The following is a 14,019-nucleotide window of genomic DNA, read 5'->3' as shown; positions in this document are numbered from 1 at the left end:
GGTCAGCCCACCTGCGGGACGGGCGGGAAGTTGGAGATCCAGGTGTCGAACCACGGACCGGTGCCGAGCGTGTTGGCGAAGACGCGGTAGAACGGCGCCATCAGCCGCAGGCTGCTGTCGAGGTTGTCCTCGTTCTTGTTGAGGACCGCGACGACGTTCTCGAGGTGGGCGAGCGCCGGCCTGAGGTCCTCGCGCGACTGCTCGATGAGCCGGGTGAGCTCCTTGGACAGCGTGGTGCTGGACACCAGCAGGTCGTGCACGGCCTCGCGGCGCGCGACGAGGGCCCGGAACAGCACGTCGCTGTCCTCCATCAGCGCGATGATGTCCTGGTCGCGCTCGTCGAGGACCGTCGAGACGCGCTGGAGGTTGACCAGCAGGGTGTTGAGCTCCTCGTCCTTGGCCGCGATGTTGGACGACAGCCGGCTCAGGCCGTCGAGGGCGCCGCGGAACTCCTCGGGGGTGTTGCGGGTGAGGTCGGCGAGCGTGGTGAGCGACTCGGCGAGCTGGTCGGTGTCGATCTGGTCGGAGGTCGAGGCAAGGCCCTCGAAGGCCTCGACCACGTCGAACGGCGAGGAGGTGCGCGCCGCGGGGATGGTGGCCCCCTCGCGGAGCTGCCCGCCGCCAGCAGGCTCGAGCGCCAGGAACATCGAGCCCAGGATCGTCTTCACCTTGATGGCCGCGCGGGTCTCGCTGCCGAAGTCGGCCGCGTCATCGACCTTGAAGCTGACGCGCACCTCGTCGCCCGCCAGCTCGACCTCGTCGACCTTGCCCACGCGCACGCCGGCGATGCGCACCTCGTCGTCGACCTTGAGCCCACCGGCCTCGGTGAACATCGCGTGGTAGGTGTCGCCGCCGCCGATGATCGGCAGGTCGTCGGCACGCAGCGCGGCGACCAGCGTCACGGCGAGGACGACGAGGCTGATCGCCCCGACGACGACGGGGTTCTGCTCACGGAACGGTTTCATCCGAGATCACACCTGTCGGAGCCGGTGCTGTACTTCACCGGGACGGAGACGTCGCGGGGCAGGTTCACGCGCCCCTGGAACTCGCAGAGGTAGAAGTTGAAGAACGAGCCGTAGATCGCGGTGCGCCCGATCTTGGTGAGCTTGATCGGCAGCACCTGGATGGCCCGGTCGAGCTCGGCCTTGTTCTTGTCGATGTTGCCGGCGACGGCGCGCAGCTCCTTGATGTCCTTCACGAAGGGCTCGCGGATGCCGTCGATGAGGGAGGCGGTCTCGACCGACAGGGTGGAGACCTCCTCCAGCGATCCGAGGATCGCGTTGCGGTCCTTCTTGAGCCCCCCGACGAGCGTGCGGAACGACTGGATCAGCCGGGTGAGCTGCTTGTCGCGGTCGGCGACGTGGTCGAGCACCAGTGACAGGTTGTCGATCAGCTCGCCGATGACCTCGTCGCGGTCGGCGAGCGTCGAGGTGACCGAGGCGGTGTGCGCGAGCAGGCCCTCGAGGGTTCCGCCCTCGCCCTGGAACACCTGGACGAGCTCGTAGGACAGCTGGTTGACGTCGTCGGGCGAGAGCGCCTCGAACAGCGGCTTGAAGCCGTTGAAGAGCACGGTGAGGTCGAGCGCGGGGGTGGTGCGCGAGACCGGGATGGTCGAGCCGGCCGGCAGCCGACGGGTGTCGCCCACCTCCTGGGTGAGCGAGATGTAGCGCTGCCCGACGAGGTTGCGGTAGCGGATCGCCGCGTTGGTGCCACCGTTGACCGAGGTGTCGCGGTCGACCGAGAAGGTGATGAGCGCACGCGTGCGGTCGACGACCTCGACCTCGCTGACCGTGCCGACGCGGACCCCGGCCACGCGGATGTCGTCGCCCTTGTTGACGCCGGTGGCGTCGGTGAACTCCGCCTTGTACTCCCGCGACGACCCGAAGTCGAGGTTGCCGATCGTCACCACCAGCACCGCCGTGGCGAGGGAGGTCACGACGACGAAGACGAGCAGCTTGACCAGGTCGACCGAGGTCCTGGCATCGAGGATCCGGCTCATCGCAGCGACACCTCCGCCCCGCGCGCCATCGGCCCGACCAGGAGGACACCGAGATCGGGTACGTCGTCGGTGCTGACGCCGAGCCCGGGCGCGAGCAGCGACTTGAGCAGCGCCGACTCGTCGCGGCCGCCGGCGAAGCCGGCAGCGGTGCCGGACCAGCCGGGACCGACCCGGCTGGTGCCCTTGCCGGTGGGCTCGTCGACACCGTCGACGAAGTCGGGCTGGGAGGTCAGCGGGTTGCTCTGGGACCACGGCGGGGAGGGCAGCGTGCCGCAGTGGTAGCCGCGCTTGTCGCCGTAGACCGGGGCGTCCTGCGGGCCGTAGCCGCGCGGCTGGTTGGGCAGCGTCTCCAGCACGATGTGGAGGGTGAAGCCGCGGAAGGCCTCGGCCTGGAGCTTGCCGGCCCCGACGATGCCGCCGAGGAGGCAGGGGTAGCCCGGGGCGTACCGGGCGAACACCTCGAGCTGCGCCGCGCCGAGGTCGGCGAGGCGGACGAGGTTGTCGCCGTTGGCGCGGGTGAAGCGCTCGGTGACGGTTGCCAGGCTCGACACGTCGTTGAAGAGCGCCTGGAGCTTGTCCTCGCGGTCCTCGAGCGTGGAGGTGGTGGTGATCGTGTTGCGGAGGATCGTCGCGACCTCCGGCAGCACGTCGGCGTACGTGTCGGAGACCCGCGCCGTCAGCCGCAGGTCCTCGACGAGGGCGGGGAGCTCGGGGTTGAACCGGGTCAGGTAGTCGTCGAGTGTCTCGAGCGTCTCCCCCAGCTGCTCGCCCCTGCCCTCGAGGGCGGTCGCGACCGCGTTGAGGGTGGTGTTGAGGTCGGCCGGCTGCACCGCGCGCAGGAGGGGGTAGAGGTCGCTGAGCACCTGCTCGACCTCGATGGACAGGTCCGTGCGCTGGATGACGTCGCCGTCGGCGATCGGCTCGGCGGACGAGCCGCCGTCGGGGACGACCAGGGAGACGAACTTCTCGCCGAAGAGCGTCTTGGGCAGGATCGAGGCAGTGACGTCGCGCGGGATGTCGGTGGTGCGGTCCCGGTAGAGGCCGAGCGTGATGTCGGCACCGTCGGCGGTGGGCTCGAAGTCGAGCACCTCGCCCACGATGACGCCCTTGATCTTGACGTCGGCGCGGTGGGGCAGCTGGAGCCCGATCTTGGACGCCTTGACCGTGACCTCGTCGTAGTCGCTGAACTTCTGGGTGAACACGCCGTACGTCACCCACACCGCGGCGAGCATGAGGACGAGGAACAGCACGCCCAGGGACTTCGTCTTCATCGTCCTCGTCACCCCGCCAGCCGCACGGTCGTGGCCGCGCCCCAGATGGCCATGGACAGCAGGAGGTCGAGCACGTTGATGGCGACGATGCTGGTCCGCACGGCGCGCCCCACGGCGACGCCCACCCCGGCGGGACCGCCGGACGCGGTGTAGCCGTGGTAGCAGTGGATGAGGATGACGGTGACCGCGAAGACGAGCACCTTGCCGAAGGACCACAGCACGTCGCCGGGCGGCAGGAACGCGTTGAAGTAGTGGTCGTAGGTGCCCGCGGACTGGCCGTAGATCTGGGTCACGACGAGCCGGCTCGCGAAGTACGACGACAGCAGCCCCACGACGTAGAGCGGGATGATCGCGATCAGCCCGCCCACGACGCGGGTGGCGACGAGGAACGGCATGGACGGGATCGCCATCACCTCGAGGGCGTCGACCTCCTCGGAGATCCGCATGGCGCCCAGCTGCGCGGTGAAGCCGCAGCCGACCGTCGCGGCGAGGGCGATGCCCGCGACGAGCGGGGCGATCTCGCGTGTGTTGAAGTAGGCCGAGACGAAGCCGGAGAACGCCGCGGTTCCGAGCTGGTCGAGGGCTGCGTAGCCCGACAGCCCGACCTGGGCGCCGGTGAAGAACGTCATGCCGATGATCACGCCCACGGTGCCGCCGATCACGGCGAGCGCACCCGAGCCGAGGGTGACCTCGGCGAGGATCCGCATGATCTCGCGCGGGTAGCGGGTGACCGAGCGCGGCACCGCCCTGAGCACGGCGAGGTGGAAGGCGAGCTGGCCACCCAGGTCGTCGAGGGAGGCGAGCGGCTTGGCGTAGACGTCACGGAGGGCCATGGTCATCCGCCCTTCGGGGGCACGACCTGCAGGTAGATCATGCTGAGGACGAAGTTGGCCACGAAGAGCAGCAGGAAGGTGATGACCACGGACTCGTTGACGGCGTCGCCGACGCCCTTGGGCCCACCCTTGGCGTTCATCCCCTTGTAGGACGCCACGACGGCGGCGATCAGGCCGAAGACGAGCGCCTTCAGCAGTCCGATCCACAGGTCGGGCAGCTGCGCCAGCGCGGTGAAGCTCGCGAGGTACGCGCCGGGGGTGCCGTCCTGGAGGATGACGTTGAAGACGTAGCCGCCGCTCACGCCGACGACGCTCACCATGCCGTTGAGGAAGAACGCCACGAGCATGCACGCGAGCACGCGGGGCACGACGAGGCGCTGGATCGGGTCGATGCCCAGCACCATCATCGCGTCGAGCTCCTCGCGGATCTTGCGCGCGCCGAGGTCGGCCGCGATCGCCGAGCCGCCGGCCCCGGCGATCAGCAGGGCGGTGCCGATGGGGGCCGCCTGCTGGATCACCGCGAGCACCGACGCCGAGCCGGTGAACGACTGCGCGCCGAACTGCTTGATCAGGCCGCCCACCTGCAGCGCGATGACCGCACCGAAGGGGATCGCGACCAGCGCGGTCGGGATGATGGTGACCGAGGCGATGAACCACGCCTGCTGGATGAACTCGCGCAGCTGGAACGGTCGCCGGAACAGCCCCCGGAAGACGTCGAGGGCGAAGGCGAACAGGTTGCCGGCGATCCCGATCGGCGCGAGGGCGCGCGAGGACAGCGATGTGGACATGGCGGCTCAGACCCCCGGCGCCAGGCCGGCGTTGCTGGACTCGAACGACCCGGGCGGCGGCGTCACGCCGTTCTCCCGGCACCACTCCCCCGCCGGGCGCTGGCTGCGGCGCGGAGTGCCGTTGGACGGGTCGAGCTGGAGCGGGATCGGCGGCAGCGGCGGCAGCTCCTGCCCGGCCTCCGCGGCCAGCTCGTCGGCGTCCTTCTCCTCCGACATGCCGATCGGGCCCACCCGCTGGGCGTTGAGGAACTGGCGCACGACCGGCTCCTCGGAGCTGAGGAGCTGCTCGCGCGGGCCGAACATCGCCAGGTGCCGGTGGTAGAGCAGCCCGATGTTGTCGGGCACCGTGCGGGCGGTGTTGATGTCGTGGGTGACGATCAGGAAGGTGGCGTCGATCTGCGCGTTGAGGTCGACGATCAGCTGGTTGAGGAAGGCCGTGCGCACCGGGTCGAGGCCGGAGTCGGGCTCGTCGAACAGGACGATCTCCGGGTCGAGGACCAGGGCGCGGGCCAGCCCCGCGCGCTTGCGCATGCCGCCGGAGATCTCGCCGGGCAGCTTGTCCTCGGCCCCGAGGAGGCCGACGAGGTCCATCTTCTCCATGACGATGTCGCGGACCTCCGACTCCGACTTCCTCGTGTGCTCGCGCAACGGGAAGGCGACGTTGTCGTAGAGGTTCATCGAGCCGAACATGGCGCCGTCCTGGAACAGCACGCCGAACAGCTTGCGGATCTCGTAGAGCTCGCGCTCGGAGCAGCTCGCGATGTCGGTGCCCTCGATGATGATCGAGCCCTTGTCGGGCTTGAGCAGGCCGATCAGGGTCTTGAGGAACACCGACTTGCCGGTGCCCGACGGCCCGAGCATCACGCAGATCTCGCCGGCCGGCACGGTGAGCGTGACGTCGCCCCAGATGAGCTGCTTGCCGAAGGACTTGGTGAGGTCGTTGACCTGGATCTCGACACCCATGTCCACCCTCCCTGCCGTCTGGCTCGCCACTGGGCCGGGCGACTGCCGCCCAGCGCTGCTCTCGGGTGGACAACGCGGGAGGTCGCGGGAGGTTACGGTCGGAAGGAGACGGTCGTCACGACCCGCGCTCGTCCCAGAGGAGACGCACGGCGATGCCGGGATGGTCGAGCACGAGCAGGTGGTCGTCGTAGCGCGCCGCAGGCGCGGGTGTCACGCGTCGAGCCCCGGACGGCGCCGTGCCTCACGCAACCGGTGTCGGTCTTGCCGTACGGACGTGCGGACCTGTCGAGTGCCGCGTCGAGCCGCCGCGATCAGGCGAGAGCCTTGGCCTTCAGCGCGTCGAACTCGCTCTGGTCGATGGTGCCCGAGTCGAGCAGCGCCTTGGCGTTGGCGATCTGGTCGGCAGGGGTGGTCGACGTGCCGGCGACCTGCTGGATGTACTGCTCCTGCGCGGCCTGCATCTCCTTGGCCCTGCTGAGCTGCCGTTCGGTCATGCTGCGGCCGCGGGCGATCAGGTAGATCAGGGCGCCCACCCAGGGCACGAGGATGAGCAGCAGCGCCCAGCCGGCCTTGCCCCAGCCGCTGAGGGTGTGGTCACCGAACAGGTCGAACAGGCACCGGAACCAGACCATGAGTGCGGCGATCCAGATGAAGAACCAGAAGGACCACAGGAGTACGTCCCCGAAGTCGTTGGTCATCGCGTCCATGGCAGGCCCCTCTCGCAGGTCCGGTCCCGGTCGACCGGTCTGCCGCAGTGTGGCACCGTCGAGGGTGGTCGCCGCTCACCCGCAGAGGGTGAGCAACCGCCGCACGTCGACCGGACGTCGCCCGGCGCGGGGACGTCCGCTCCCCTAGGCGCGGCGACGACGGATCTCGGCGTTGACCGCCGGGATGATCTCGTGGAGGTCGCCGATGACCGCGTGGGTCGCCTTGGTGACCATCGGGGCGTCGGGGTCGGTGTTGATCGCGAGGATCGTCCTGGCACTGCTGCATCCCGCCCAGTGCTGGATCGCCCCGCTGATCCCGCAGGGGATGTAGAGGTCGGGCGAGATGCGGCTGCCGGTCTGGCCCACCTGCTCGTGGTGCGGCCGCCACCCCAGGGAGGTCACCACGCGGGAGACCCCCAGCGGGGCGTCGAGCAGCTCGGCGAGCTCGAGGAGGTCGTCGAACCCCTCCGCCGAGCCGGCGCCGCGACCGGCGCCGACGACGACGCGCGCCGACTTGAGCGTGCCCGACAGGTCGGGCTCGGGCTCCTCGGTGGACACCACGCGGGCGACGAGGTCGGCGTCGGCGACCTCCGGTGTCTCCGCGACCAGCTCGCCTACACCCGCGGCCGGGGCCGGGGTGGCCTCCACCGCGTGGCCGGCGAGGCTGAAGACCGCCGGGCGCTGGGCCAGGCTCATCTCCTCCAGCGCGGCCCCGCCCACCACCTGGCGGGTGACCGTGAAGGGCGACAGGCTGCCGAAGGACACCACGTTGGCGGCCATCGGCACCCCGGACCGGGCGGCGACGTGGGCCAGGACCTCGTTGCCGCGCGGGGTTCCGGCAGCGGTGACGACGACCGCCCCCGCGCGCTCGCGCACCGCCATCAGCCCGGCCGCCCACGCGGCGCCGGAGAACGAGTCGTACGCCGGACCGGTGAGCGCGTGCACGCGGCGGGCGCCGTACGACGCCAGGGTGCCGACGAGCGCCTCGTCGGGCTGGCCGACGACGACCGCGTCGATCGGCACCCCGCCCCCGGCGGCGGCGAGGTCGCGCGCGAACGTCATGGCCTCGAGCGAGGTCTCCACGACCTCTCCTGCCGGCGTGACCTCGACCAGGACGACGATCATCGCGCCAGCACCCCCAGCTGCTCGAAGAGGTCGACGACCGCGGGTGCGGCCTCGGGCCCCGTGCCGAGGACCTGGACGGTCGACGGGGAGGGAGGGGGCAGCACCAGCCGCACGCGGGACGGCCCGACCGGGTCCGCCGTGGGCCGGCGCTCCTCGATGGGCACCTTCTTGGCCTTCATCCGTCCGGGGACGCTCGGGTAGCGCGGCTCCACGCCGCCCTCGAGGACCGTGACCACCGCGGGGAGCGGGAGGCGGAAGGTCTCGTGGCCGTCGGGTCCCGACCCGCTCGCCGTCACCTCGCCGTCGGCGACCGTGACGGTGCTGACGCCGTTCACGACGGGCCAGCCGAGCTCGTAGGCGAGGCGGATGCCGACCTGGAAGTCGCCCGTGTCGGCGGCGTCGTTGCCCAGCAGCACCAGCTCGTGGGGCGTGCCCGCTGCCTCGTGGTCGCGGACCACGGCGGCGATCTCCCGGGCGACGTCGGCGGGGCCGAACGCCTGCGCGTCGGCCACCACGTGGGTGGCCGCGGCGCAGCCGACGGCGAGCGCGGCCCGCAGCTGCTCCACGGCGTCGTCGTCACCGAGGGTCATGACGGTTGCGGTGCCGCCGGCGTCGGCGGCGATGCGGACGGCGAGCTCGACCGCGCACTCCTCGTGGGCGCTCGTGGTGAAGCCGGCGTAGCGCCCGTCGACGCCCTGCTCGTCGTCGGTGAGGACGACCTCGCTCGTCGCGTCGACCACGCGCTTGACGCAGACCAGTGGATCGACCATCAGCGGATGCGCTCGTTGGTCGGGTCGAGGAGGGGCGTCGCATCGATCGAGCCGACCGTGACCGGGTAGAGCTCCTCCATGTAGGACACGGCGAGCTGGTTGCCGATGACGGCCTCGTCGGGTGGCAGGTAGGCGAGCAGCACGTGCTTGCCGAGCGACGGGGCCGAGCCGGCGCTGGTGACGTACGGGTGGTGCCCGTGGCCGTCGGTGAGCGTGCCGCCGTCACGGGTGAGGATCGGCTCCCCGCCGAGCATGTAGCGCTTCGTCCCGGAGGCCGACGTGTGGTCGTCGACCGTCAGCGTGCAGAGGACCGCCCGGGGTGCCTCCTCCCGCTGGGCGAGGTAGGCCTCCTTGCCGACGAAGTCGGCGGCCTTGACCTTGGGACGCTGCATCCCGGCCTCGACGATGGTGCGCTCGCTGTCGAGCTCGGCGCCGTAGGCGCGGTAGCCCTTCTCGATGCGGCCCGTCGTGCCGTAGACGCCGATGCCGGCGGGCACCGCACCGTGCGGGGCGCCCGCCTCGAGGAGCGCCTCCCACAGCCCGGCGGCGTGCTCCATCGGGACGTAGAGCTCCCAGCCGAGCTCGCCGACGTAGGAGATGCGGGAGGCGAGCACGGACGTGCCGGCGAGGTCGATCTCGCGGCAGGTCAGGAAGCCGAACCCGGCGTCCGAGACGTCGTCGGCGGTCAGCGACGACACGATGTCGCGGGCCCGCGGGCCCCAGATGCCGATGGTGGACACGTCGTCGGTGAGGTCGGTGAGCGTCGTGGCGCCCGCCTCGGGCAGGTGCCCCGCGAACCACGCGCGGTCGGCCATGCCGTGCGCACCGCCGGTGACGACCCGGAAGTGGTCCTCGCCCAGGCGCATCACGGTGAGGTCGGAGCGGAAGCCACCCTTCGCGTCCAGGACGGGCGTGTAGACGACCTTGCCCACGGCGACGTCGCACTGCGCGACGCAGGTCGTCTGCACCACGTCGAGGGCCTCGGGGCCGACGATGTCGAAGATGCAGAACGCCGACAGGTCGATGACCGCGGCGGCCTCGCGCATGCGGAGGTGCTCGGCGTTGATGATCGGGCTCCACCAGCGGGAGTCCCACTCGTGCTCGCGCGGCATGACCGCGTCGCCGTACGCCTCGAGCAGGGAAGCGTTGGTCTCGTACCAGAACGGGCGCTCCCACCCGGCGGTCTCGAAGAAGACGGCGCCCAGCTTCTCCTGGGAGTCGTGCATCGGGGAGAGCCGCTGGTCGCGGTCGGACTCGTACTGCTCGCCCGGGTGCACGATGCCGTAGGTCTTGATGAACGACTCGGTGGTGCGCAGCCGGGTGTGCTCGCGGCGCTTCTGGTGGTCGTGGAAGCGGGCGATGTCGCTGTGGTGCAGGTCGATCTCGGAGTGTCCGTCGGTCATCCACTCCGCGACCGCGCGGCCGACCCCGGGACCCTCCTTGATCCACACCGCGGCGGCCGTCCAGAGTCCGGCGACGTCGCTCTCGCCCAGGATCGGGTTGCCGTCGCAGGTCAGCGAGAGCAGGCCGTTGATGGCGTAGCGCATCTCGGCGCCCTCGGCCCCGAGCAGCTCGGGCATGAGCTCGTAGGCCTGCTCGAGCTGGGGGTCGAAGTCGTCGGAGGTGAAGGGCATCTCGGTCGGCGACAGCTTGGCCTGCTCGATCGAGGGGATGTCCTCCGGCTCGTGGAGGATCGCGCGGTGGGCGTAGGAGCCGACCTCCATGTCGGCGCCGTGCTGGCGCTCGTAGCAGAAGGTGTCCATGTCGCGGACGATCGGGAAGGAGATCTCTCCCTCCCTCTCCGCCAGCTGCGGGCAGGGGCCGACGCTGATCATCTGGTGCACGGCCGGCGTCAGCGGGATGCTGATGCCGGCCATGTCGCCGAGCTTCGGGCTCCACACACCGGCGGCGATGACCACCACGTCGGCCTCGATGTCGCCGCCGGTCGTCCGCACCCGGGTGATCCGGCGGCGGCCGTGGGGGCCCTCGGTCGTGTCGAGGCCGGTCACCTCGACGGTCGGCACGACGGTCAGCTCGCCGGTGGCGAGGGCGCGCTCGCGCATGATGGTGCCGGCGCGCAGCGAGTCGACCACCCCGACCCCGGGCGTCCAGAACGCGCCGATGAACTGGTCCTCCTCGATGAAGGGCACCTTCTCCTTCACGAAGGACGGGCTGACCAGCTCGGCCTCGATCCCCCAGGCACGGGCGCTCGACATGCGTCGCCGCAGCTCCTCCATGCGCTCCTCGGTGCGGGCGATCTCGAAGCCGCCCGACTGCGTGAAGACACCCATCTCCTTGTACTGCGCGACCGAGTCGAGCGTCAGGTCGGTGATCTCGCGGGAGTGGTCAACGGTGAAGATGAAGTTGGAGGCGTGGCCCGTCGAACCGCCGGGGTTGGGCAGGGGGCCCTTGTCGATCTGCACGACGTCGGTCCACCCGAGCCGCGTCAGGTGGTGCACGAGGCTGTTGCCGACGATGCCGGCACCGATCACGACGACACGTGCGGTCGTGGGGACGTCTGCCATGACGGATCTCCTGGGAGCTCGGGTGGTGCGTCTCGGTGGTGCGTCTCGCGGGTTGCGCATCGTGCAACGAGTTGCGCTATGCGCGATTCCAGAAATGTACGCCGTCGCCCCGGAGCACTGTCAAGGTGCTCGGGGCGACGGCGGACGGTCGGGCTACGGGCCCTCGGGCCGGCGGCGGGCGCCCGAGGACCTCTCGTCCTCGTCGGGCGTGCTGATGACCTCCTCCGGGTCGGCCCCGAGCGCGGTCAGGGCGACCGAGTGGTTCTCCACCGAGTCGTACCTCTGGGCGTGCAGCACGGCCTTGCGCACCCGCGAGGGCAGCGTCGACTCGTACGGCTCCTCGCGCAGCGCCTTCATGAGCGACACGCACATCGCGCAGATGACCAGCATGAACGGTCCGGCCACGATGATCACCAGGGTCTGCAGCGCGCCGAGGCCGCCGGAGAACAGCAGCACGGCGGCCACCGCCCCCTGGGCGACGCCCCAGAAGATCACCAGCCAGCGCATCGGGTGCTCCTCGCCGTGCTGGCTGAGCATGCCCATGACGATCGAGGCCGAGTCGGCGCCGGTGATGAAGAAGATGGCGACGAGGAACACCGCCAGCACGACCGTGATGCTGGAGAGCGGGTACTCCCGCAGCGTGGCGAACAGCGCGCTCTCCGTGCCTTCGTCCGCGAGCACGGCGCCGAGGTCCTTCGCGCCCGACAGCTGCAGGTCGAACGCCGAGCCGGCCAGGATGGAGAACCAGACGAACGACACCACGCTCGGCACCAGGATCACGTAGACGACGAACTGCCGGATCGTGCGGCCCTTGGAGATGCGGGCGATGAACATGCCCACGAAGGGCGTCCACGAGATCCACCACGCCCAGTAGAAGATCGTCCAGGCGTCGAGGAACTCGCTGCCGCCGAAGGCGCCGGTCCGGAACGACATCGTCGGCAGGTGCGTCAGGTAGCCGCCCAGGGACTCGGTGAAGGTGCTGAGGATGAAGACCGTCGGCCCGACGACGAAGAGGAAGAACACCAGCAGCAGGGCCGCGATCGCGTTCGCGTTGGAGAGGTACTGCACGCCCTTCTCGATGCCGGTCACGGCGGAGGCCACGAAGCAGGTGGTCAGGACCGCGATCACGACCACCGTCAGCCACTTGGACTCACCGGTCGAGAAGACGTCGTCGAGGCCGCCGGTGATCTGCAGGGCGCCCAGGCCGAGGGAGGTCGCCGAGCCGAACAGCGTCGCGAAGATCGCGATCACGTCGATGGCCTTGCCGGGGCCCTCCGTCGCACGGCGCCCCAGCAGCGGCCCGAACGCGCCCGAGACCAGGTTGCCGGTGTTCTTGCGGTAGGCGAAGTACCCGATGGCGAGTCCGATCACGGCGTACATCGCCCACGGGTGGAAGCCCCAGTGGAAGAACGCGTACTCCATCGCGACCCGTGCGCTGTCGGGGGTCGACGGGTCACCCCGACCTGGCGGGATGCTCGAGGCGTCGGTCGCCGTGAGGTAGGTGAGCGGCTCGGCGACACCCCAGAACATCAGGCCGATGCCCATGCCCGTCGCGAACATCATCGAGACCCACGAGAAGGTCGTGAACTCCGGCTCGGAGTCGTCGGGACCCAGCTTGATGTTGCCGTAGCGGGTCACCGCGAGGTAGCCGGAGAACAGCAGGAACGACGCGCTGACCAGGATGAACAGCCACCCAAAGGTGGTCTCCAGCCAGCCGAGGAGGTCGCCCGTGGTCGTGCCCATCCCATCGGAGTCGAGGGTCCCCCAGAGGAGGAAGGCGATCGCGAGCGCGGCGGCCACGCCGAAGGTCACCTTGTCGAGCGACAGGTCCTGGCCCTCGCGGTGCGGTGGGATCAGAGATTCACCGACGGGTTCCTTGATCGCCATGCCGGCCTGCCCATCCGGTTGCGTCGTGCGCAACCTAGTGCGTGACTTGCAACGACCGTACGATGTCCCTCTCCCGGGCGGGTGTCAAGGGTCGCCCGGGAGACAGGCATCGACGGTCGTCAGCCGAGCCAGGCGTCGACCTTGTCCTGGTTCTCGTCGATCCACTTGGCCGCGGCGTCCTCCGGGGACATGCCGTCGGACGCGATGTAGCCCGCCACGACGTTCTGGTCCTCGTTGGTCCACGTGAAGTTCTGGACCAGGTCGACCGCGGTCGAGTCGCCCTCGGACCACTCGGTGCTGACGATCTTCTTCAGCTCGGTCTCCGGGTAGTCGCAGGCCACCGTCTCCGGGTCGTCCTGGCAGCCCTCCTCGTACGGCGGCAGGGCGACGCGCTGCATCGGCACCTCGGCGTTGAAGTACTGCGGCTCGTACCAGTAGCCGATGACCCACTCCTTGTTCTCCTCGGCCTTGCGGAAGGCCTCGATGGAGGCGGCCTCCGAACCGGAGAAGACGACCTTGAAGTCCAGGTCGAGGTTGCTCACGATCGCCTCGTCGAACTGCACGTAGGACGGGTCGGCCCCGAGGAACTGGCCCTGGCCGCCGGACTCGGAGGTCGCGAACTCGTCGGCGTACTTGTTCAGGTTCTCCCAGTCGAGGATGTCCGGGTGCTCCTCGGCCAGCCACGGCGGCACGAACCAGCCGATGATGCCGACGTTGCCCTGCGGACCGAAGTCCGTCGCGGTGCCGTCGCCCTGCTCGGCGAAGAACTTCTTCTCGAGGTCGGGGTGGCCCCAGTCCTCGATGACGACGTCGACCTCGCCGGTGCCGAAGCCCTGCCAGGAGACGTCCTCCTTGAGCTCCTTGTACTCGACGTTGCAGCCGAGCTCCTGCTCGGCGACCGTCCCGACCACGTAGGCGCTCGCCTCGTACCCGACCCACGGGTTCACCGCCATGTTGAGGTCACCGCACTCGCCACCGGACTCGGCGGCCTGCTCCTCGTTGGCTTGCGTCTGCTCGTCGATCGATCCGCCGCCACAGGCGGACAGGGCCAACGTGGCGACCGCGGCTACTGCCCCGATTCGCGCACCCCGGCTGCGGGGAGTTCTCATGTGGGTCTCCTCATCTGGTGGTTGGTCGCACATGCCGTTGGT

Annotated in this window: 12 protein-coding genes; all 12 read right to left on the bottom strand. The window is 70.0% G+C overall.

Annotated elements, in window-relative coordinates; genetic code table 11:
• Positions 1-2 precede the first annotated feature (2 nt).
• The 12 genes from NYO98_RS01580 to NYO98_RS01525 all read right to left on the bottom strand — a co-directional run bounded on the left by NYO98_RS01580 (position 3) and on the right by NYO98_RS01525 (position 13,977).
• Positions 3-965: an MCE family protein gene (locus NYO98_RS01580; protein WP_268109767.1), complete on the bottom strand. Its 963-nt coding sequence runs from the start codon at positions 963-965 to the stop codon at positions 3-5.
• Complete coding sequence (locus NYO98_RS01575; protein WP_268109766.1) at positions 962-1,999, bottom strand: MCE family protein; 1,038 nt, start codon at positions 1,997-1,999, stop codon at positions 962-964. Before NYO98_RS01575 ends, NYO98_RS01580 begins: the two co-directional genes overlap by 4 nt.
• Positions 1,996-3,270: an MCE family protein gene (locus tag NYO98_RS01570; RefSeq protein WP_268109764.1), complete on the bottom strand. Its 1,275-nt coding sequence runs from the start codon at positions 3,268-3,270 to the stop codon at positions 1,996-1,998. The genes NYO98_RS01575 and NYO98_RS01570 overlap by 4 nt, the downstream gene beginning before the upstream one ends.
• 8 nt (positions 3,271-3,278) lie before the next feature.
• Positions 3,279-4,103, bottom strand: a complete 825-nt coding sequence (locus NYO98_RS01565; protein WP_268109763.1) for an MlaE family ABC transporter permease — start codon at positions 4,101-4,103, stop codon at positions 3,279-3,281.
• A gap of 2 nt (positions 4,104-4,105) precedes the next feature.
• A complete protein-coding gene (locus NYO98_RS01560; RefSeq protein ID WP_268109762.1) occupies positions 4,106-4,891 on the bottom strand; it encodes an MlaE family ABC transporter permease in 786 nt (261 codons plus the stop codon).
• Positions 4,892-4,897: 6 nt separating this feature from the next.
• Positions 4,898-5,854: an ABC transporter ATP-binding protein gene (locus tag NYO98_RS01555; RefSeq protein WP_268109761.1), complete on the bottom strand. Its 957-nt coding sequence runs from the start codon at positions 5,852-5,854 to the stop codon at positions 4,898-4,900.
• Between the two features lie 311 nt (positions 5,855-6,165).
• Complete coding sequence (locus NYO98_RS01550; protein WP_268109760.1) at positions 6,166-6,561, bottom strand: SHOCT domain-containing protein; 396 nt, start codon at positions 6,559-6,561, stop codon at positions 6,166-6,168.
• 144 nt (positions 6,562-6,705) lie between these two features.
• Entirely contained in the window at positions 6,706-7,686 is a 981-nt protein-coding gene (locus tag NYO98_RS01545) for an electron transfer flavoprotein subunit alpha/FixB family protein (protein ID WP_268109759.1), read from the bottom strand.
• Positions 7,683-8,456, bottom strand: a complete 774-nt coding sequence (locus tag NYO98_RS01540) for an electron transfer flavoprotein subunit beta/FixA family protein (protein ID WP_268109758.1) — start codon at positions 8,454-8,456, stop codon at positions 7,683-7,685. The genes NYO98_RS01545 and NYO98_RS01540 overlap by 4 nt, the downstream gene beginning before the upstream one ends.
• Entirely contained in the window at positions 8,456-10,981 is a 2,526-nt protein-coding gene (locus tag NYO98_RS01535; protein WP_268109757.1) for a GcvT family protein, read from the bottom strand. The genes NYO98_RS01540 and NYO98_RS01535 overlap by 1 nt, the downstream gene beginning before the upstream one ends.
• A gap of 153 nt (positions 10,982-11,134) precedes the next feature.
• Positions 11,135-12,868 (bottom strand): BCCT family transporter, encoded by a 1,734-nt coding sequence (locus NYO98_RS01530; protein WP_268109756.1) that lies wholly within the window; start codon positions 12,866-12,868, stop codon positions 11,135-11,137.
• 119 nt (positions 12,869-12,987) lie between these two features.
• Positions 12,988-13,977 (bottom strand): ABC transporter substrate-binding protein, encoded by a 990-nt coding sequence (locus NYO98_RS01525; protein WP_268109755.1) that lies wholly within the window; start codon positions 13,975-13,977, stop codon positions 12,988-12,990.
• Positions 13,978-14,019: the final 42 nt, after the last annotated feature.

Origin of the sequence: Nocardioides pini (assembly GCF_026712185.1) — a bacterium.
GTDB lineage: Bacteria > Actinomycetota > Actinomycetes > Propionibacteriales > Nocardioidaceae > Nocardioides > Nocardioides pini.
Note: the sequence above shows the minus strand (reverse complement) of the source record. Positions and strands in the feature narration are given on the sequence as shown.

Bases quoted from the DNA above. Each gene is read 5' to 3' on its own strand.
- NYO98_RS01580 (WP_268109767.1), bottom strand. From the start codon at position 965: ATGAAACCGTTCCGTGAGCAGAACCCCGTCGTCGTCGGGGCGATCAGC.
- NYO98_RS01555 (WP_268109761.1), bottom strand. From the start codon at position 5,854: ATGGGTGTCGAGATCCAGGTCAACGACCTCACCAAGTCCTTCGGCAAG.
- NYO98_RS01525 (WP_268109755.1), bottom strand. From the start codon at position 13,977: ATGAGAACTCCCCGCAGCCGGGGTGCGCGAATCGGGGCAGTAGCCGCG.
- NYO98_RS01545 (WP_268109759.1), bottom strand. From the start codon at position 7,686: ATGATCGTCGTCCTGGTCGAGGTCACGCCGGCAGGAGAGGTCGTGGAG.
- NYO98_RS01570 (WP_268109764.1), bottom strand. From the start codon at position 3,270: ATGAAGACGAAGTCCCTGGGCGTGCTGTTCCTCGTCCTCATGCTCGCC.
- NYO98_RS01530 (WP_268109756.1), bottom strand. From the start codon at position 12,868: ATGGCGATCAAGGAACCCGTCGGTGAATCTCTGATCCCACCGCACCGC.
- NYO98_RS01540 (WP_268109758.1), bottom strand. From the start codon at position 8,456: ATGGTCGATCCACTGGTCTGCGTCAAGCGCGTGGTCGACGCGACGAGC.
- NYO98_RS01575 (WP_268109766.1), bottom strand. From the start codon at position 1,999: ATGAGCCGGATCCTCGATGCCAGGACCTCGGTCGACCTGGTCAAGCTG.
- NYO98_RS01535 (WP_268109757.1), bottom strand. From the start codon at position 10,981: ATGGCAGACGTCCCCACGACCGCACGTGTCGTCGTGATCGGTGCCGGC.
- NYO98_RS01560 (WP_268109762.1), bottom strand. From the start codon at position 4,891: ATGTCCACATCGCTGTCCTCGCGCGCCCTCGCGCCGATCGGGATCGCC.
- NYO98_RS01550 (WP_268109760.1), bottom strand. From the start codon at position 6,561: ATGGACGCGATGACCAACGACTTCGGGGACGTACTCCTGTGGTCCTTC.
- NYO98_RS01565 (WP_268109763.1), bottom strand. From the start codon at position 4,103: ATGGCCCTCCGTGACGTCTACGCCAAGCCGCTCGCCTCCCTCGACGAC.